Here is a 16855-nt window from a genome sequence, read left to right on the forward strand (position 1 = left end):
CTATTCTTCCTCCCCGCTACCCTTGCCGAGTTCGGCCTTGAGCAGGAAGGCGTTCTTGGTGGCGACCTTCTGGCCGGCCGAAAGACCGCCGAGGATCTCCACGCGGCCGGCGCTGCGCGCCCCGACCTGAACGGGTGCCGCCTTGAAGCCCTGGGCGGTGCGGACGAAGACCACGTCCTTGCCTTCCAGGGTCTGGACCGCCTCCTCGGGCACGACGATGCCGCCGGTCCCCGACGCGCGGGCCGGCAGGATGCGAACCCGCAAGGTCTGGCCCGGCTGCAGGATGCTGGCGCCCTCCGGCAAGGTCAGCACCACCGTGGCGGCGCGGGTTTCGGCGTTGAGGCCGGGCGTGATCGAGCGGACCGCGACGTTGAGCGTGCGACCATCCGTCAATTCGAGGACGGCGCGGTCGCCGGGCGCGATACGCTGAGCGTCGGGTCCGGTGACCGAGGCCTCGATCTGGATCTGGCGCGGATCGGCGACCCGGAAGAGTTCGGTCTGGGGTTCGACGAAGGCGCCCAGGCTGACCGACGCGGCGGTGACGCGGCCGGCGATCGGACTGGTGACCATGACGCCCCGGCCATCGGCCGTGACCCGCGCGGCGCCGGCGGCGACCTGTGCGCGGCGCGCTTCGGCGTTGGCGGCGGCCGCTTCGGCCTGCGCTTGCTCATAGTCCTGGCGCGGTGAGATGCGCTGGTCGTAGAGCGACTTCTCGCGGGCCAGGGTCTTCTGGGCCAGGGTCGCCTTAGCGCCGGCTGCGGTGCGGTCGGCGGCGATCTGGGCCGCGTCGCCGCTTTCGACGATCGCCAGGGTCTCCCCCGCGCGCACCGGGTCGCCTAGGCGCTTGAAGATGCGGGTGACCGCGCCCCCGGCCCGGGCGGTCAGGACCGCCTGGCCGCTGGGCGAGGCCGTGACCGCCCCCTGCGCCAGGATCTCGGCCGAAAGACCGCCGGCCGCGACGGTCTCGGTCAGGATGCCGGCCGAGGTAATCGCCTCGGGCTTCAGCACGACCTGGTCGACATGACCCTCGGCGGCCGCGGGCGCTTGGGCGGCCGGAGCCGCCGGAGCCTTTTGGGTGAGCTTGGCCAGGCCAAACCCGCCGACGCCGGCGATCAGCACGGCTGCGGCGACGCCGCCATAGAGCGGCATGGAAGAGGACTTCATGGTTGGTCTCCAAACGGCGCGGCGCCCTGCAGGCGCGCGAGGCCGGCTTCGGCGGTGAGCCGCTCGAGCCGGGCGTTGAGAATCTGGTCGCGAGCGTCGATCAGCGCGCGACGGGCGTTGAGGACTTCGACCAGCGGCAGCTTGCCGCCTTCGTAGCCCAGCCGGGTCAGGCGATAGGCCTCGGTGGCGGTCGCCTCGGCCTGCCGGCTGGCCCCGACCCGGATCTGGGCGGCGTCCGCCTTGGCCAGGGCCGAGGCGATCTCAGCCTGGGCGTCGAGACGCGCGGCGTTGAGGCGGGCGTCGGCGGCGACCAGGGCCGCTTGCGAGGCGGAGATGTTGCCCTTGTTGCGGTCGAAGATCGGGAACGGCGCCGAGACGCCAGCGACCAGGGCCGTGGCGTCATCGCCCGCCAGGCGGCGAACGCCCAGCGACACCGAGACGTCCGGCGCGGCGCGGGTCTGTTCGACCCGAACCCGGCGCGCGGCCGCCTCCCGCTCGGCCCGCGCCGCCAGATAGGGCGGCGTGGCGATCGGATCCACAACCGGCAAGGGCTCCATCCGGTCGGCATGAGCCAGGAGGCTGACAGCGATCGAGGTGATCGACAGGTCGCCGCCGGCCAGGGCTGTCAGCTTGGCGAAGGCGCTGGCGCGTTCGGCCCGGGCCTCGCCCAACTGAGCGCGGGCCGCTTCGATCACCGACTGGGCCTGGAGACTGCGCAGGTCGGCCTCCTTGCCGGCCTCGACCAGGGCGCGGGTGACACGAAGGTCCTCCTCGGCCAGGACGATGGCGTCGCCGGCCAGCTTCAGCCGCAGATCGGCGGCTTCGGCCTGGGCGTAGGCGGCGGCTAGGTCGAACGCGTAATCGCCCTGGGCTTGGGCGGCCTTGGCGCGGGCCGCTTCGAGTTCGGCGCGACCGGCGGCGATGCGGGCCGGACGCTTGCCGCCCAGTTCCAGCGCCTGTTCGAACGCGGCAGTGCTTTCGGCGGCGTCGCCGCCCTTGAACGGGCCCGATCCGCCGAAGTTCTCGACATTGAGGCTGAGCGTCGGGTTGGGACGGGCTCCGGCCTGGCGGGCCAGGCCTTCGGATTGGGCGACGTCCGCGCGGCTTTCGGCCAGACGGGGGGCGGCGGACTGGGCCCGCCGCAGGAGTTCGGCGAACGGGGGCGCCGGGTCGGCATAAGCCGGCGCGGCGCAAAGCGCTCCCGCGGCGGCGCAGGCCAAGGCCGCACGGAGCGGCCATCGAGTCGATGACATGAGAATCCTCGCGATGTGACGGAAAAGAGCGCGCGCGAAATCGCGCGCAGTCCGTCAGGCGCGTGGAGGACGTTCGGGGCCGGCCGGGGCAAGGGACGGCGCGGGGCTAGCGTTGAGGGTCGGATGCAAGGTCTGGCGCAAGGGACGCACCGGCTCACTGTCCAGTTGGGCGATCAACATCGGCGCACTGTGGTGACAGTGCCCGTGCTGGCAGACATCCCCGCCGTCATGGCGATCGGCCGGCTTGGAGTCCGGCTTGGCCACGGAGGCGACCTCGGCGACCGGCGCGGAAGCCACGCCGCTGTCGCCAAAGCAGACCGCGGCGTCGATCGTCGGCGAGAGAACCATGAGCGCCAGCAGGCAGGGCAACAGGAGCCCTCCCACGCCGCGCCACCATGTTCTCAGCTGCTTCATGCTCGCCCTATAGCCTTCGAGGATCGATCCGTGAATGCGTTACAAGATCACGCTGGGTCGCCTGCCTGCCCGGCCGCGCTCGCCCCACGCCGTGACCACCAGAACCCGATGACCAGGATCGCCAGCGTCAGCGCCTGGGCCGCGCCCCCCTCTATCGTGGGGAAGAAGCCCAGCAGCTCGATGCGCGGCAGGGCCAGTGGATGCAGGTCCAGAAGGCCTGCCTCCTGCAGCGCCGCGACGCCCTTGCCGGCCAGGACGACCGCCAGGATCGCCATCAGGCTGGCGCTGTATTCGAAGAACTGGCCGATCGGCAGGCGCCTGGAGAACCGCAGCATGGCCCAGGCGATGATGGCCAGCACGACGACGGCCAGGGCCACCCCCGACAGCACGGCCGTCGCGCCGCTCTGGGTCCAGAGCGCGGTCAGGAACAGGATCGTCTCGAAGACCTCGCGATAGACGACGATGAAGGCCAGCAGAAACAGGAACCAGGCCGACTGCTTGGAGAGCGCGTGGGAGAGCTTCTCGCGGATATAGACCTGCCAGGCGTCGGCCTGGGCCTTGCCGTGCATCCATAGGCCCACCGAGATCAGCACCGCCGCGGCGATCACCGAGCCAAACCCTTCGGTCAGTTCGCGGCTGGCGCCGCTGATCGAGATGAAGAAGGTCGCCGCCGCCCAGGTCAGGCCGCCGGCCGCCAAGGCCGCGATCCAGCCGCCGTGGACGTAAGGCAGGACATCGGTTCGCTCGGCCTTGCGCAGGAAGGCGATCATGGCGACCACGATCAGCAGGGCCTCCAGACCCTCGCGCAGCAGGATGGTGAAGGCGCCGGCGAAGCTCGACAGGCGGCTGGCCTTCTCCGGCGCCAGGGCCCGACCGGCGGTGGCGAACAGGGCGTCCAGGCGCTCGATCTGGCTGCGGACCTCGCTGGCCGGCGCGGCCTTGCCGATCGCACCACGCACATCGCCCATCGCGCCCTCGATGCGCCGCATCAGGGCCGGGTCGCGCGCGCCCAGGATCGGTTCGACAGGCTCGAAGCCGTCGAGATAGGCGGCTAGGGCCAGGTCGGCGGCGGCCTTGCGGTCGCCGGCCTCATAGGCCTTGAGGCTGGCGGCCAGCTTCTGGTGGGCCACTTCGAGCGAGCCGCCGTCCTTGCGGGTGACGACCTCCGGGTGGCGGCGCAGATAGGCGGTCAGGGCGCGCGCCCTGGTCTCGCCAATGGTCTTGGCCAGGGCGCCGGGCGTCTCCTGGGTCAGGGCCTGGAGATTGGCGAAATGGGCGCGCACGGCGGCGTCTCCGTTCCAGAGTTTCTCGCCCTCGGCGGCCTCGGCGTCGCTGAACGCAAAGCGCCCGACATAGAAGGCCAGGTCCCAGCGATCGTCGGACGGCAGGTGGGCGTAGCTGGCCATGGCCGTGCCGTCGAGACCCTGCTGGATCACCTGGTAGAGGCCAAAGACGCTGCGCTGGCGCGCCCTTTCGGCGTCGGCGAAGGCGATCGGCGGCGGATCCAGACCCGCCGCATTGGGACCGTCGGCCTTGCCGGTCTCGCCATGGCAGGCCGAGCAGTTCTCGGCATAGAGCGCCGCGCCGCGCGCCAGGTCCGGCGCCCGGGTCGGAGCCAGGGGCGTCGGATAGGTGGCCAGCAGAGCGTTGGCCAGGGCGTGGGCCTTGGCCGAGACGACATCGGGCGCCTGCTTGGCGGCGATCGCGGCTTGCAAGCTTTCGGCCTTGGACACCAGGGCGGGCTGGGCTTTGGTGGCCGGTAGGCCGGCGATGCGCTCGCGCACTTGGCCGGCAAACTCGTTCATCTCGGCATATTCGGACGGACTGATGACCTTGCCGTCCTTGACCGCCCCGGCGTAGTCAACCGACAGGTAGTCCAGCAGCCGCCAGGCGGTCTGGGACGAGGTCGCCTCCTGGGCATGGGCCATCGGCGCGACCGCGAAAACCAGGACCGCCAACAGACCGGCAAACATCGAGGCCAAGCGGCCCTTGAGATCAGTAATCATTATCAATCCATGGGCGCAAGGCGGCGCATGTGGCAAGAGCTTGAGCATGTGTCAGGAGGTCGCGAGGTCGGCGCGGTGTTCGTCGAGGGCTTGGCGGATGATCTGGTAGGCGGACATGAGGAAGACCCCAGCCAGGAGCACGCCCACGATCAGGTCGGGCCAGCGCGAGCCGGTCAGCCAGACCAGAACGCCGGTGGCGGCGACGGCCAGGCACTGGATCAGATCGTTGCGCGTGCAGAGCCACACCGAACGGACGTTGGCGTCGCCGTCGCGGTAGCGAACCAGGAGCCCTGCGGCGACCAGATTGGCCAGGGCGCCAAACAGCCCTAGGGCCGAGATCGCCTCACCGGACGGCGCCGCGCCGCTCCAGGCGCGCCAGGCCGCGAAACCGGCGACGGACAGGGCGACCAGGCCAAGGCTGACGCCCTTGAACAGCGCCGCGCCCGTGCGAACGGCGACCGAGCGGCCGATGGCCCACAGGCTGATGGCGTAGGTGGCGCTGTCGGCCAGGAAGTCCAGGGCGTTGGCCGACAAGGCGGCCGAGCCCTGGATCAGGCCACCAATCAGCACCACGACAAAGCCGACCAGATTGATCGCGATCACCCACGCCAGGGCGCGGCGATAGGCTGGGGTAGCGCCGTCGAACTTCACCTCGGCGCCGCAACCACAGCCCGAGGCGACCGGCTTGCTGGAACAAGAGTCGCTCATGACGCCACCGTGCATCCTCTAGCCACTAGAGGATCAAGGGCCTATTTGCGTCGGGCGAGGAAAATCCCATGACCCTATCGATCGGCCAACTGGCCAAGGCCTCGGACGTCAAGGTCCCGACCATCCGATTCTACGAGGAGATCGGTCTGCTGCCGGAACCGATCCGGACCGCCAACGACCGGCGCGTCTATGACGCCGCCGCCGTCCGCCGCCTGGCCTTCATCCGCCATGCCCGGCAGCTTGGTTTCTCGGTCGAAGCGATCCGCAATCTGCTGGATCTTTCCGATCACCCCGAACGCCCTTGCGGCGAGGCCAACCTGCTGGCTACCCGCCAGCTTGGCGACGTCGAGGCCAAGATCGCCCAACTGGAGACCTTGCGCGGCGAACTGCGGCGGATGGTCGAGGCGACCTGCGACGGCCGAGCCGCCGACTGCCGGGTCATCGAAGCGTTGGCCGGACAGGCGGCCGCCTGAAGGCCAGCGGCTAGCGCCGCGACGTTACGCGATGTTTCCGTTTCGTTCCCACCCTGCTAAGCTGTTCGTTGATGGAGTCGGAACCGCGCAAGATCATCCATATCGACATGGACGCCTTCTTTGCGTCGGTCGAACAGCGTGACGACCCCAGCCTGAAGGGGCGCCCGCTGGCGGTGGGCCACGGGGCCAGACGCGGCGTGGTCGCCGCCGCCAGCTACGAGGCGCGCGCCTTCGGCGTCCGCTCGGCCATGCCCTCGACCACGGCGCTACGCCTGTGTCCGCAGCTGGTTTTCGTGCCGCCGCGCTTCGAGGTCTACAAGGCCGTCTCGCGCCAGATCCACGCGATCTTCGCCGACTACACCGACCTGATCGAGCCGCTGTCGCTGGACGAAGCCTATCTTGACGTCACCTTGAATAGACGGGGCCTGACCACCGCCACCGACACCGCCCTGGAAATCCGGGCTCGGATCCTGGCCGAGACCGGCCTGAACGCCTCGGCGGGGATTTCCTACAACAAGTTCCTGGCCAAGCTGGCCTCGGATCAACGCAAGCCCAACGGCCAGTTCGTCGTCCCGCCCGGCAAGGGCGAGGCCTTCGTGCAGGGTCTGCCGATCGGCCGTTTCCACGGGGTCGGCGCGGTCACCGAAGCCAAGATGAAGCGGCTGGGCATCCACACCGGCGAGGACCTGCACCGCCAGACCCTGGCCTTTCTGCAGCATCATTTCGGCAAGTCGGGGTCCTGGTACTACGCCATCGCCCGCGGCGAGGATCAGCGTCAGGTCAATCCGGACCGGGTGCGCAAATCGTCCGGCTCTGAGACGACCTTCGACCAGGACCACACCGCGCCCGAACTGATCGAAGCGGGCGTCCTGGCCATGGCCGACGATGTCTGGGCGTGGTGCGAGAAGACCGGCGCACGCGCCCGCACGGTCACCGTGAAGATCAAATGGGCCGACTTCCAGCAGGCCACCCGCAGCCGCTCCCTTCCCTCGCCCGTCGCTGACCGCGCGACCTTGCGCCGCGCGAGCCTGGACTTGGTCCGCTCGGTCTATCCGCCGCGCCTGGGCATTCGCCTGGTCGGCGTCACCTTGTCCAACTTCGACCAGGCGATAACGCTGAAGGACGAGCAATTGGGCCTGGGCCTGGACAGCCCTCTCGCCGCGCCGACGCTGGCGCGCGCCGTCCACTTCGCCTAAGGCTCGCCCCATGCCGCCTCGACGCCGCCCGACCACTAAACTGCTGACGACCGCCGGCTGGGCCAGCCTTGCCGGGCTGGCGACCTTGGTCGTGGCGGCGGCCGTGATGGCGGCGCGCTGGCTGCGCTAGGTGTCGTTTCCAAGAAGGTTGTTCACACGCTGCCAGGGGGTGAGGCCTTTGATGCCGGCGTGTGGACGCTTGAGGTTGTAGGCGTCCGTCCAGGGCTTGATGGCCTTGGCGCGGTCGTCCGAGCAGGCGTAGGGCCGGCCATAGGCCCACTCGCGCAGGCTGGTTTGGATGAAGCGCTCGGCCTTGCCGTTGGTGCGAGGGGTGTAGGGCCGGGTTCGCACGTGCCTGGCGCCGGCGGCCTGGAGGGCCTTGGCGAACAGCTTGGAGCGATAGGCCGAGCCGTTGTCGGTCATCACCCGCTGGACGGTGACGCCGTGGCGGGCGAGCCAGGCCAGGGCGCGTTGGAGGAAGGCGGTCGTATCGTGCTGGCCTTCGGACGGCAGGACCTCGGTATAGGCCAGGCGCGAGGCGTCATCGACGCAGACGTGCAGGAAGTCCCAGCCGGCCTTGCGCGAGCGGCCCAGGCGAGGGTCGCCGGTGACGCGGTGGCCCTGGGTGTTGAACTTGCCCAGCTTCTTGATGTCCAGGTGGATCATCTCGCCGGGCGCGGCGCGTTCGTAGCGGACGATCGGGACCTTCGGATCCAGGGCCGTCAGCTTGCCCAGGCCCAGTCGCCGCAGGATCAAGCCTACCGTCGAGCGGGCCAGGCCCAGGGCCTGGGCGATGGCCGGACCAGTCATCCGCTGGCGGCGCAGCACCCCGATCTGCTCGACCACCCCGGCCGGCGTCTTGCGCGGACATCGGCGCGGCGCCGAGCTGCGGTCGTGATGCCTTCGCTCGCCGCCCCGCCGATGCCGCTGCAGCCACTTGCTGGCCGTGCGCCGGGAAACACCCGAGGCCTCGGCGGCCCGCGCCACCGACCAGCCCTGGTGTTCGATGCGGAAAATCATCAGGGCTCGACCAACAGGCGTCAGCCGAGCATTCTTGTGCATGTTCATCCGGGGTCTCCCGGCTTGGAGGTTGGAGCGTCGCAACCCCAGCTTCTCAGCCCGACCCCGGGTGAACAACCTTCATAGCTTCGACAGCTAGGCCTGCCCGTCGCGCGTCTTGCCGCGTCCTGACCGCGCGGGCATGACCAGCCCTCATCCGCGAAGGAACCGTCTCGTGCGTCGTCTGGCCCTGCTCTGCGCCCTGCTCCTCCTCGCCGCCCCCAACGCCGCCCTGGCCTGGGGCCGCGAGGGCCACGCCGTGGTCGCCCAGATCGCCCGGGGCTATCTCACGCCCAAGGCCGCCGCCGCCGTGGACGCCCTGCTGGCGGCCGACACCGACGCCCTGACGAACCCAGACCTGGGCGCACGCGCCTCCTGGGCCGACGCCTGGCGCAAGGATCATCGGGAGACGACGGAATGGCACTTCGTCGATATCGAGTTGGAACATCCGGATCTGACGGGGGCCTGCTTCGGCTTTCCGGCCAGCGCCACGCCGGCCAGCAACGGGCGGCCCTAACGAGACCAGAACACATGGACCTCGTCGTGGGCGGTCTCCACGGTGAAGACCTCGCCGTTCAACCGCGCGTCCCGCCCCATGGCCTCCCAATCGATATAGAGGCGCAAGGCCTCTGGAATGGTCAGGGTCTCCTCGGTCATGTCCTGGTAGCAGTCGGCGAGGCTCTCGAAGACGCCGCGATAATCCTCGTCCAGCGCGCCCGCCGCCGCGTCCAGGTCGCCGCAGAAGTGCTCCAGCACCAAGGCGCCCAGGCTCCCGCGCTGGCGTAGGAAACTCGCGATCCGGACCACCTTGTCGACCCCGGCATATTCGGCGATCTCCACCCCGCCAAAGCCCTCATGATCGTGAATGGCGTACTCCTCGGCGGCCGACACGGGCGAGGCCTTCAGCATGGCGTTGATGGCGTCGCGAACGGCGTCGGCGTCATCCTCGACATCAATCCAGGCGCCATGCGGCCAGCCGTTGTTATAGGCGGCCAGGCAGGCGACATAGATGCGGGGTTCCAGCTTTTCAGTGGCTTGTCCCATGATCTTCATCCTCATAGCAGGGGTTCAGCATGAACCCTTGCCCGTCGGCGAGACCGGGGGTGCAAGCGGAGGGGCGGCTTCGCGGGGACCCGGCTGGCAGGCCGGCAAAGCCGGCCGAAGCTGGGCGGAAGACGATCCGAAGCGCGCCAGGGGCGGAGCCCCAAGCCTTGCGAGCGACGCTGTCCGCAGGAAATGCCAGTGTACGCGCTGACCTCCAGGGAGACGGTTGATGCGGCCCGCCGAAAGCGAGACGACCTACTTCCTCAAAGATCGCACCACTTTCATCCGCTACTATTTCGACAAGGCCGCCAAACCGTTCGTCGACATCCACGAGCGCATCGATGCAGGAACCTCACCGTTCGAGCCCTACGGCGATCCAGAAGACGGCGAGCCCCTGTATCAAGCCGAATGGGAGGGCGCTGAGATCGCGATCGCGCTGATCGGCCAGACCTGCGTATCGCTGCTGGCCGACAGCCTGAAGCTCTATCTGAACACCTGGCGCCAGCGCGAATTTCGGTTCGCTTTCGACAAGCACGAAGACAAGCTGGCCGCGCGCGAAGGCTTTGTCGCCGCCTATCGCGCCGCCTTCTCCGACATCTTCGGCCCGCGATGGAGCCAGTGCGCCGTCCGCTTCGACATCATCGACCAGGTCGTGCTGGCGCGTAATCGCAGCCAGCACGGCGACAGCCTGCTCTCCATGCGCGCGCGGCACGATCGCAAGACACTCGACAAGCACCCCTTGCCGTTCTTCGCCCGCCCCGCGGAGGTCCAGGCCTGGGTTCCGCGCGACGATCTCTTTGGGTCCTATTTGGCCCCGCCCTTGCGGATCTCCCGTGAAACGCTTTGGGCGGCCATTGGCGAGATCGAGGCTTGGGCTGAATGGCTCGACGCCAATGTCGAGCACGCTTGGTCCTGGCCCACGCTCAGCGTGGAGGATGATCCAAAATCGCCGCGGTGAACCGCATTCGATGGGGTGAGCAAGACACGCGCGCCCCGACCAGCTTGATCACGGCGCGGCTTGATCGAAATCGACGGGCTTGGCGGCCCCTGACAGGCCGCGATCCGGCTTAACCCGTCTTGGACAACGGCGCCGGCGAAGACATCGCCGACTGCCAGGCGGCGATCAGCACACGATTGGCGACCGCTTCGCTGAGCACGGCCAGACGCACGAGGGTCACGCCCCTGGACCCGCGTCGCCCTGACTCCGCCTCAAGCGCGCTCGAGACTTCGATCAACTGAGCCTGGTCCGGGGGAGACAGCTTGACGACGGCCCAGTCGGCCCCAGGCCAGCCGACCGTGGCGAAAACCTTGCCGTGGACGGCCAGGCGCACCGCGCCCATCACGGCCTTGGACTTGACCATGGCCAATCCGGCGCCGATCGCGGCAAAGGCTTCAGGGCTCATCGGCGCGTCTCCCAGGTCAACTTCGATCGCGGACGGACGAAATCATGAGTCGGCGCCCTACCAAACGCGGCCTGTCTCAGGGATCCGGCGCCAGACGCACCGCAACGGCGATGGCTCAATGCAGGCCCTGGAACCAGGCGCGACTGGCGCCGGGCCTGTCCGCGCTTGATCGTCGGCGCTCTGCCCGGCTTGTCCCGTCTCCGACCCCGAAGCGAATCCAAAGGCCTGGCCAAGGCGCCCTAGACGCTGTCAGTCGTTGCGCTTTCGGCCACGCGCGAACCCGCGGTCAGTGGCCATGAACCGCGCCAGCATCGGAGCGATCAGCTTGACCGGCTCGGCGACCTTCCCCCCGGTCTCGGCGGCCAGGGCCTTTGCGTAGTCGGCCAGGTCGCGATGCACCGCGGCCGGAAGGTCGACCGTGATCTTGACCGGCAGGTCGTCTTCGAGCGGCCCCAGCTTCAGCTTGCTCATGGTCGCGTCTCCTCGTTGTAGGGTTCGAGCACCAGATCCCGCGACAGCAGAACGCGGAGCGGCGCGCCGGGCCGGATCGTCAGGGTCGGGGTCAAGGTCAGGCTCCGGCCCACGGCCTGCTGGCCGACATCGCTGACCGACTGACTGGCGCCGCGGCGGATCGCCCGTTCAAGGTCGCCGCCATCGCTGGATTGCCCAGCCTCAGCGCCGATCGCCAGCACGGTGCTGAGCGCGGCGGCGGCGAGCACCGCCCGGCCATGGCGATCGACACCGTCTTGCAAGCCGGCCATGCCTTGGGCGTCGGCGGCCGGCAGCTTGTCCAGGACGATCGAGCGTCCCGACGGCAGGATCAGGCGCGTCCAGATCACCGCCAGCCGGCTCTGCCCGGCCTTGGTCGTGGTTTCGTAGTCGCCGATCAGGCGGGCGCCCGCAGGAATGAGAAGGTGATGACCGCCCAGGCTGTCAAAGACGTCCTGGCTGACCTGGGCGATGGCCAGACCGCTGGCGTCCGATCGCAATCCGGTGACAAGGGCGGCGGCGATGATCGACCCGGCTTGCAGGAGGTAGGGCGAGGCTGGCGCCTGCAGCCGCTCGGGGCTGGTCGTTCGCGGATCGTCGGCTCTGGAGGCGACGACCGACGCGACCGGCGCCGACGGCAACGGCGTGGCGGCCGCGAACAAGGCGCTGGCCCGGGCGGCCTGACGCGCGGCGATGACCGGATTGGGCCGCGGCGCGGGACGGGCGCTAGAGGGCGACTGAGCCTCGAACGCGCTCGGCCGCGGCGGCGGCGGACCGCCACCGGCGCCGGCGGCCTCACGGGCGCGCTGGGCGCTGAGGATGGGACGGCCAAGGTCGCCGGGCAACGGCGGTCCCAGGACCGGCGTGTCGCCGCGTTTGAGATAGTCCTTGGGCAGGCCCGTGACCTGTTCGGGGGGCGAGGCGACCTGCGTCACGACACGGCTGGGCGGCGCGCGATCGTGGTCGCGTAGCGACCAGGCCAAGGCCCCGGCCACGCCGGCCGCCAGGACCGCGCCGGTGACCACCAAGGCCTTGCGCGACACCTGGGTCACCGACCGGGCCGACCCACGCAGCCGAAGGTCCTTGGCGATGGCCTGTTGCTCCTGTTCGATCGTCTCGTTCATCGTCCGATCTCCTGGGCCGCGGAAACTCGCTCGAGACGCACCCGACGCTCCCAGCGCTTGAGCCCGAGACGCAGCTCGGCGCGGTCGAATAGGCGATCGACCACCAGCCGCCGGCCCTCGACGCGATAGTTGACCAGTTCGGAGCTCTTGCCGTCCGCGCCGACCAGGAACAGCGGCGGCAGATCGGCGAGCACGACGCCCGGTCCAAACTCGACATAGGTTCGCACCCCATCGTCGAAGACCCCGGTGGGCCGCCAGGCCGCCGCGCCCTTGATCCGATAGGCCCGATTGAGCGGCGCGGCGGCCAGGGCCGCCGCCGTCGGCGCGCCGGCGCCCGACGCGATTGCGACGACCGCCGCGACGGGCGCGGCGGCCGGCTTGTCCTGGGCGCCCGGCGCCGCCGCCGGGTAGCGCCACCGCACCTGGGACAGGAAAGCGCGCTCCGAGGCCCGCAGGTCCAGATGATAGGTGCGGCGATTGGTGTTGATGATCAGGTTGGTCGACAGCCCGCCCTGCACCGGTTTGACCAGGATGTGGACGCGGCGCGCCGCGCCCTCCCCGCTGGTGGTGTTGCCGATCACCCAGCGCAGCGTGTCCCCCGCCGCGATCGGATTGGTGTCGACCAGGGCCTCTCCGGCTTCGAGGACCAGATCGGTGATCCGTCCTGGCGCGGCCACGATGTCGAAAACGCCGCGTTCGCCATAAAGGAACTCGACGTCGGCCACTGTCTGGGGCGCGGGCGCGGTTCGCGCGGCCAAGGCCGACCCGCCCAAGCCGGCGGTCAGGCTCGCGCCGAGCGAGGCGATCAAAAGCGGCCGGATCATGCGCCGTACTCCCGCGACCAGGCGACGGCGAAGGCCATCATCTGTTCCAGCGTCAGGGCGTCCTCGCGATAGAGGTCCAGCAGCGCCGGGGCGACCGAGCCCAGGCGCAAGCGCTGACGCACGATCTGCGGCGAGACCCCGAACCGCGCGCCGATCTCCTCGGCCCCGTAGCCCTTGCGGTCGGCAAGGTCCTTGAAGGCCTCGAACTGGTCGGCGGGGTGCATGTCGCGGCGCGAAACGTTTTCATCGAGAGAAATCTCGGCGGGGTCGTTCCGCGTATCCACCACGCATCGCACAAGCTCGGCCTTGCCGATCAGCTTGCGCTTGGCCAGCAGTTTGAGGGCCTGACGGCGGCCTTCGCCGATGGTGACGAGGTAATAGCCGCTCTCCTGGCCGCCCTCCTTGACCTCGGGTTCGACCACCAGGGGTTGGAGCAGGCCCTTGACGCGGATGGACGCGGCGCGGGCCTCGACATCGTCGGCCGTATGGCCGACGCGCCGCGCATTGCGCGGCGAGGCTTTCAGCTTGTTGAGGGCGATCTCATGCACGTCGCCGGACTGCACCGGCGCTCGGCCGGGGTTCGTCGGGGTTTGGGTTTGCAGGGACATGATGGCCTCCTTTGGGGGCTCGGGGTTCAGGCGCAAAAAGCGCGCCTGACCCCGACGCCCGTCGGCGAGACCGGGGGTGAAGCGGAGTGGCCGGCTTCGCGGGGACCCGGCTGCAGGGCGTCGACTGCCGCTGTCGCCAAATTGTCGAGACGACCGAAGCTGGGCGGAAGCCGGTCCGTAGCGCGCTGGGGGCGGAGCCCTAAGCCACCGGCCGCGGGAGCGGCCAGAAGGACAAGCCCGCGGAGCGGCCAGACAAATGCCCCAGGCCGCGCCGGCGGCCGTCTCTTATGCAAAATGAAGACTGCTAGGAGCCCGCGCATGCGCGGGGCGGGAAGCGGCGTCGAGCGGCCGGCGGCAGGCCCCATTCTTCTCTACTGGGGCCTGCCCCCCAGGCGTCGCGCCCGAGGGAGCGGCGAAAGCCGCGGGACCGAGCGTGACCGCCGGCTGCTCTCGATATTGGGGAAGCCGACCGCGCAAGCGGGCGAGCGGACCCTCTTCAAGCGAGGCCGCTACCCGCCGGATCGTGGGTCCTCGGGGGTGGCCCGACGTTTCTCACGCCGCCGGGCCTGTCACCGGCCGTTCTCACGCAACCGGCGACGGAGGCAAATCTGGCGCAGGATCCGTGACCGCGCAATACCGGAGAAATACGGGGTCCCCTCGAACCATCCAGCCCGAACGGCCGGCGGCGCGTGACAATCTGCTGCGCTCGCAGCAGGGTTCGGCTTCGATTCTCAACAAGGACAGTGCTGATGAACGTTTCGGACCTGATCGATGCGGCCGTGGCCGCCGAACCCAAACTGACCAAGAGCCAAGCCAAGACCCTGATCGACGGGGTCTTCAAGGCGCTGACCGAAGCCGCCGTGAAGGGCGAGGAGATCTCGATCCCGGGCTTTGGCAAGTTCAAGGTCCAGGCCAAGCCGGCCCGCACCGGCCGCAACCCCTCGACGGGCGCCGCGATCGAGATCGCCGCCTCCAAGAAGGTCGCCTTCACGGCCGCCAAGCAGCTGAAAGACGCCGTCAACGGCTGACGCTACGGCGGCGCGACCCAGGTCCCGAACGGACCGCGGTCGCGTCGCCCCGCCGTCTTGTTGCCTTTGATTTCCGGCCCGCGCCGATCGCCGCTTGTCGGTTGCGCGATCTATCGGCGGCGCAGCAGGGTCACGGCGTGAGGACGCCATGACCCAAACCCCATCCCCTGACAAAGCCCGGACCGCCGACGGCCCGCCCCTGCGTGCGATCCGCCGCGCCCAACTCCACAAGATCGTCCCGCTGGCCGACACGACCATCTACGAGATGGAGCGGCGCGGCGAGTTCCCCCGCCGCTTCGCCCTGACCCGCCGCTGCGTGGTCTGGGATCTGACGGAGGTCGAGACCTGGCTGGCCGAGCGCAAGCGCCAGGCTCAGGAGGGGATCCAAGAGCGCGCGCCCCTGCCCGATGTCCGCGATCGCAAGACCAGGCCGGTGCGAAATCGCTGACCTAATCGCCCCGCCTTGCCCCGACCCTCTCGTTTACACCGAGAGGGTCGGGGCGGCGTTCAGGCCCGTGGATCCAGCGTAACCCCGTGGATGTCAGCCGGTTTCAAGGTCGGCACATGCCGCTCGCCCCGCACCCAGGCGTCAATCATATCCGCCCACTCCTGAAGCATGTGGCGCCGCTGCTGGGCGTATTCGGCGACGTTGTAGACCCGGCGAGAGGTCCGGCGATCGACGTGGGCCAGACACTTCTCGATCCAGTCGCTTTCGAACCCGATCTCGTTCAGCAGAGTCGATCCGGTCCGCCGTAGGTCGTGGACCGTGAACGGCGCGAGCGGGAGCCCCTGCTCCTTGGCCCGCTCGGCGATCGACATCGTCACGCGGTTGAACGTCGCCCTCGACATCGGCTGGTCGGCCTCGTAGCGCGAGGGCAGCAGATAGGGCGAATTCCCCGCGCAGGTCTTCAGCGCGATCATGATGTCGAGGGCCTGGGTCGACAGGTAGATGTTGTGGGCCCGACTTGCCTTCATCCGGGCTGCGGGAATGCTCCAGATCGCGTTGACGAAGTCGACCTCGTCCCAGGTCGCGTCCTGCAGCTCGCTCTTGCGCACCAGGGTCAGCAGGATGAGCTTCATGCCAAGCCGGATCGTCGGCAAGGTCGGGACCTGCTCAAGGAGCGGATAGAGCAGCCGGATTTCCTTGGCCGACAGCGCCCGCTCGCGCGGCGTGAAAGACCAGATCGACGACGGGCTGACGTCCTTGGCGGGGTTCTCCACCTTCTCGCCGTGCAGGCGCGCGAAGGCGAAGATCAGGTTGATCTGATCGCGAATGTGGATGGCGGTCGCGGGCGCCCCGCGATCCTTCACCAACTGGCAGAGCGCGCGAACATCGCCCGGTTCGATCTCGGTCAGCATCCGGTTCTTGAAGGCCGGCTCGACGTCGCGCTCGTAGATAGCGCGGCGCATGGCGCGGGTGCTGTCGGCCATACGGCCTTCCTCGATCCACTTGCGCCCGAAATCGGCGAAGGTCTTGGCCGCCTTGATGCGCGCCTTGTCACGCTGCTTTTCGATGGCCGGCGAGACCCCTTCCCTCACCCTGCGCCGAGCTTCCATCCCAAGCTCGCGGGCCTTGAGCAGACTGACGCCATCGCGCCCGTAGCGACCTAGCGTCAGAGTCTCCCGGCGGTTGTTGATCCGGTAGTCGAGCCGGAAGGTGATCGAGCCGGCGGGAGAGACCACGACGTAAATACCGTCACGGTCCGCGACCTTGTACGGTTTCTTCTTTGGTTTCAGGAACTTGAGTGCGGCATCGGTGAGCATGAACGGCCTCCTTCTTGCCCCGAAAACCGAAGAAAAAGCCGCAAAATACCGTCACGCCAAAAACGGCATGTCGGGTGCGCCTTTTCTGAGGAAATTCAGGGGCTTGATGTGAGAAAAAATACCGTCAGGCCTGACTTGCCTGACGGTATCAGCCGCTCGCCCTCGCGAGCAAGGTCGCGAGCGTACCGTCAATCGCACGAAATTTGAACTGGCTCCCCTCGATCGTCGCCGATCGTTGGAGATCCAGAACACTTATTATTTCAATGATTTAACCGATATCCGAGATGGACCGCGAAGG

19 protein-coding genes are annotated in these 16855 nt (G+C 68.9%); 6 read left to right on the top strand and 13 right to left on the bottom strand.

Features of this window, described 5'->3' with window-relative positions; all coding sequences use genetic code 11:
• Genes ACW173_RS21485 through ACW173_RS21505 form a run of 5 tightly spaced genes read right to left on the bottom strand, consistent with a single transcriptional unit; the run spans nt 1 to nt 5545 of the window.
• Nucleotides 1–1164 (bottom strand): efflux RND transporter periplasmic adaptor subunit, encoded by a 1164-nt coding sequence (locus tag ACW173_RS21485; RefSeq protein ID WP_492082061.1) that lies wholly within the window; start codon nt 1162–1164, stop codon nt 1–3.
• On the bottom strand, nt 1161–2417 hold the full coding sequence (locus ACW173_RS21490; RefSeq protein ID WP_492082062.1) for a TolC family protein: 1257 nt from the start codon (nt 2415–2417) through the stop codon (nt 1161–1163). The genes ACW173_RS21485 and ACW173_RS21490 overlap by 4 nt, the downstream gene beginning before the upstream one ends.
• Nucleotides 2418–2471: 54 nt before the next feature.
• Nucleotides 2472–2831, bottom strand: a complete 360-nt coding sequence (locus ACW173_RS21495) for a hypothetical protein (protein WP_099578395.1) — start codon at nt 2829–2831, stop codon at nt 2472–2474.
• A 47-nt stretch (nt 2832–2878) separates the two neighbouring features.
• Nucleotides 2879–4837 (bottom strand): FTR1 family protein, encoded by a 1959-nt coding sequence (locus ACW173_RS21500; protein ID WP_492082063.1) that lies wholly within the window; start codon nt 4835–4837, stop codon nt 2879–2881.
• A 51-nt stretch (nt 4838–4888) separates the two neighbouring features.
• Nucleotides 4889–5545 (bottom strand): cation efflux transmembrane domain-containing protein, encoded by a 657-nt coding sequence (locus ACW173_RS21505; protein ID WP_492082064.1) that lies wholly within the window; start codon nt 5543–5545, stop codon nt 4889–4891.
• 68 nt (nt 5546–5613) lie between these two features.
• Between ACW173_RS21505 and ACW173_RS21510 the strand changes: the two genes are divergently transcribed.
• Together ACW173_RS21510 and dinB are read left to right on the top strand one after the other, a co-directional pair.
• Entirely contained in the window at nt 5614–6018 is a 405-nt protein-coding gene (locus tag ACW173_RS21510; RefSeq protein ID WP_492082065.1) for a MerR family transcriptional regulator, read from the top strand.
• Nucleotides 6019–6089: 71 nt separating this feature from the next.
• Nucleotides 6090–7214, top strand: a complete 1125-nt coding sequence (gene dinB / locus ACW173_RS21515) for a DNA polymerase IV (protein ID WP_492082066.1) — start codon at nt 6090–6092, stop codon at nt 7212–7214.
• 126 nt (nt 7215–7340) lie between these two features.
• On the opposite strand, the gene ACW173_RS21520 is transcribed toward dinB, so the two are convergent.
• On the bottom strand, nt 7341–8282 hold the full coding sequence (locus ACW173_RS21520; RefSeq protein ID WP_492081504.1) for an IS481 family transposase: 942 nt from the start codon (nt 8280–8282) through the stop codon (nt 7341–7343).
• A gap of 166 nt (nt 8283–8448) precedes the next feature.
• Between ACW173_RS21520 and ACW173_RS21525 the strand changes: the two genes are divergently transcribed.
• Nucleotides 8449–8790: a S1/P1 nuclease gene (locus tag ACW173_RS21525; protein WP_492082067.1), complete on the top strand. Its 342-nt coding sequence runs from the start codon at nt 8449–8451 to the stop codon at nt 8788–8790.
• Here ACW173_RS21525 and ACW173_RS21530 read toward each other — a convergent pair.
• The gene (locus ACW173_RS21530; RefSeq protein WP_492082068.1) at nt 8787–9317 is read right to left on the bottom strand and encodes an antirestriction protein ArdA; all 531 of its coding nucleotides are present in this window, start codon (nt 9315–9317) and stop codon (nt 8787–8789) included. The two genes, ACW173_RS21525 and ACW173_RS21530, sit on opposite strands and share 4 nt — an antisense overlap.
• A gap of 229 nt (nt 9318–9546) precedes the next feature.
• On the opposite strand from ACW173_RS21530, the gene ACW173_RS21535 reads away from it, so the two are divergent.
• Nucleotides 9547–10275 (top strand): hypothetical protein, encoded by a 729-nt coding sequence (locus ACW173_RS21535; protein WP_492082069.1) that lies wholly within the window; start codon nt 9547–9549, stop codon nt 10273–10275.
• A gap of 109 nt (nt 10276–10384) precedes the next feature.
• Here the strand turns inward: ACW173_RS21535 and ACW173_RS21540 are convergent, their stop codons facing one another.
• From ACW173_RS21540 to ACW173_RS21560, 5 genes are all read right to left on the bottom strand, one after another.
• A complete protein-coding gene (locus ACW173_RS21540) occupies nt 10385–10720 on the bottom strand; it encodes a hypothetical protein (RefSeq protein ID WP_492082070.1) in 336 nt (111 codons plus the stop codon).
• Between the two features lie 249 nt (nt 10721–10969).
• Nucleotides 10970–11191, bottom strand: coding sequence for a DUF2274 domain-containing protein (locus ACW173_RS21545; protein WP_099578408.1), 222 nt, complete (start codon nt 11189–11191; stop codon nt 10970–10972).
• Nucleotides 11188–12333 carry a TraB/TrbI/VirB10 family type IV secretion system protein gene (locus tag ACW173_RS21550; RefSeq protein WP_492082071.1) on the bottom strand — a complete coding sequence of 382 codons (1146 nt, stop codon included), beginning with the start codon at nt 12331–12333 and terminating at the stop codon, nt 11188–11190. The genes ACW173_RS21545 and ACW173_RS21550 overlap by 4 nt, the downstream gene beginning before the upstream one ends.
• Entirely contained in the window at nt 12330–13157 is an 828-nt protein-coding gene (gene trbG / locus ACW173_RS21555; protein ID WP_492082072.1) for a P-type conjugative transfer protein TrbG, read from the bottom strand. The genes ACW173_RS21550 and trbG overlap by 4 nt, the downstream gene beginning before the upstream one ends.
• Nucleotides 13154–13765, bottom strand: a complete 612-nt coding sequence (locus ACW173_RS21560; protein WP_492082073.1) for a ParB/RepB/Spo0J family partition protein — start codon at nt 13763–13765, stop codon at nt 13154–13156. Before ACW173_RS21560 ends, trbG begins: the two co-directional genes overlap by 4 nt.
• A 749-nt stretch (nt 13766–14514) precedes the next feature.
• Between ACW173_RS21560 and ACW173_RS21565 the strand changes: the two genes are divergently transcribed.
• Both ACW173_RS21565 and ACW173_RS21570 read left to right on the top strand, forming a co-directional pair.
• On the top strand, nt 14515–14793 hold the full coding sequence (locus ACW173_RS21565) for an HU family DNA-binding protein (protein WP_492082074.1): 279 nt from the start codon (nt 14515–14517) through the stop codon (nt 14791–14793).
• Nucleotides 14794–14941: 148 nt separating this feature from the next.
• Entirely contained in the window at nt 14942–15241 is a 300-nt protein-coding gene (locus tag ACW173_RS21570; RefSeq protein ID WP_492082075.1) for a helix-turn-helix transcriptional regulator, read from the top strand.
• A gap of 59 nt (nt 15242–15300) precedes the next feature.
• Here the strand turns inward: ACW173_RS21570 and ACW173_RS21575 are convergent, their stop codons facing one another.
• Complete coding sequence (locus tag ACW173_RS21575) at nt 15301–16557, bottom strand: tyrosine-type recombinase/integrase (RefSeq protein WP_492082076.1); 1257 nt, start codon at nt 16555–16557, stop codon at nt 15301–15303.
• Nucleotides 16558–16855 lie beyond the last annotated feature (298 nt).

The organism is Caulobacter sp. ALps2 (assembly GCF_058681635.1).

What these genes read in the sequence shown, in the direction of transcription:
- ACW173_RS21485 (WP_492082061.1), bottom strand. Translation starts at nt 1,164, where the DNA reads ATGAAGTCCTCTTCCATGCCGCTCTATGGCGGCGTCGCCGCAGCCGTG.
- ACW173_RS21490 (WP_492082062.1), bottom strand. Translation starts at nt 2,417, where the DNA reads ATGTCATCGACTCGATGGCCGCTCCGTGCGGCCTTGGCCTGCGCCGCC.
- ACW173_RS21495 (WP_099578395.1), bottom strand. Translation starts at nt 2,831, where the DNA reads ATGAAGCAGCTGAGAACATGGTGGCGCGGCGTGGGAGGGCTCCTGTTG.
- ACW173_RS21500 (WP_492082063.1), bottom strand. Translation starts at nt 4,837, where the DNA reads ATGATTACTGATCTCAAGGGCCGCTTGGCCTCGATGTTTGCCGGTCTG.
- ACW173_RS21505 (WP_492082064.1), bottom strand. Translation starts at nt 5,545, where the DNA reads ATGAGCGACTCTTGTTCCAGCAAGCCGGTCGCCTCGGGCTGTGGTTGC.
- ACW173_RS21510 (WP_492082065.1), top strand. Translation starts at nt 5,614, where the DNA reads ATGACCCTATCGATCGGCCAACTGGCCAAGGCCTCGGACGTCAAGGTC.
- dinB (WP_492082066.1), top strand. Translation starts at nt 6,090, where the DNA reads ATGGAGTCGGAACCGCGCAAGATCATCCATATCGACATGGACGCCTTC.
- ACW173_RS21520 (WP_492081504.1), bottom strand. Translation starts at nt 8,282, where the DNA reads ATGAACATGCACAAGAATGCTCGGCTGACGCCTGTTGGTCGAGCCCTG.
- ACW173_RS21530 (WP_492082068.1), bottom strand. Translation starts at nt 9,317, where the DNA reads ATGGGACAAGCCACTGAAAAGCTGGAACCCCGCATCTATGTCGCCTGC.
- ACW173_RS21535 (WP_492082069.1), top strand. Translation starts at nt 9,547, where the DNA reads ATGCGGCCCGCCGAAAGCGAGACGACCTACTTCCTCAAAGATCGCACC.
- ACW173_RS21540 (WP_492082070.1), bottom strand. Translation starts at nt 10,720, where the DNA reads ATGAGCCCTGAAGCCTTTGCCGCGATCGGCGCCGGATTGGCCATGGTC.
- ACW173_RS21545 (WP_099578408.1), bottom strand. Translation starts at nt 11,191, where the DNA reads ATGAGCAAGCTGAAGCTGGGGCCGCTCGAAGACGACCTGCCGGTCAAG.
- ACW173_RS21550 (WP_492082071.1), bottom strand. Translation starts at nt 12,333, where the DNA reads ATGAACGAGACGATCGAACAGGAGCAACAGGCCATCGCCAAGGACCTT.
- trbG (WP_492082072.1), bottom strand. Translation starts at nt 13,157, where the DNA reads ATGATCCGGCCGCTTTTGATCGCCTCGCTCGGCGCGAGCCTGACCGCC.
- ACW173_RS21560 (WP_492082073.1), bottom strand. Translation starts at nt 13,765, where the DNA reads ATGTCCCTGCAAACCCAAACCCCGACGAACCCCGGCCGAGCGCCGGTG.
- ACW173_RS21565 (WP_492082074.1), top strand. Translation starts at nt 14,515, where the DNA reads ATGAACGTTTCGGACCTGATCGATGCGGCCGTGGCCGCCGAACCCAAA.
- ACW173_RS21570 (WP_492082075.1), top strand. Translation starts at nt 14,942, where the DNA reads ATGACCCAAACCCCATCCCCTGACAAAGCCCGGACCGCCGACGGCCCG.
- ACW173_RS21575 (WP_492082076.1), bottom strand. Translation starts at nt 16,557, where the DNA reads ATGCTCACCGATGCCGCACTCAAGTTCCTGAAACCAAAGAAGAAACCG.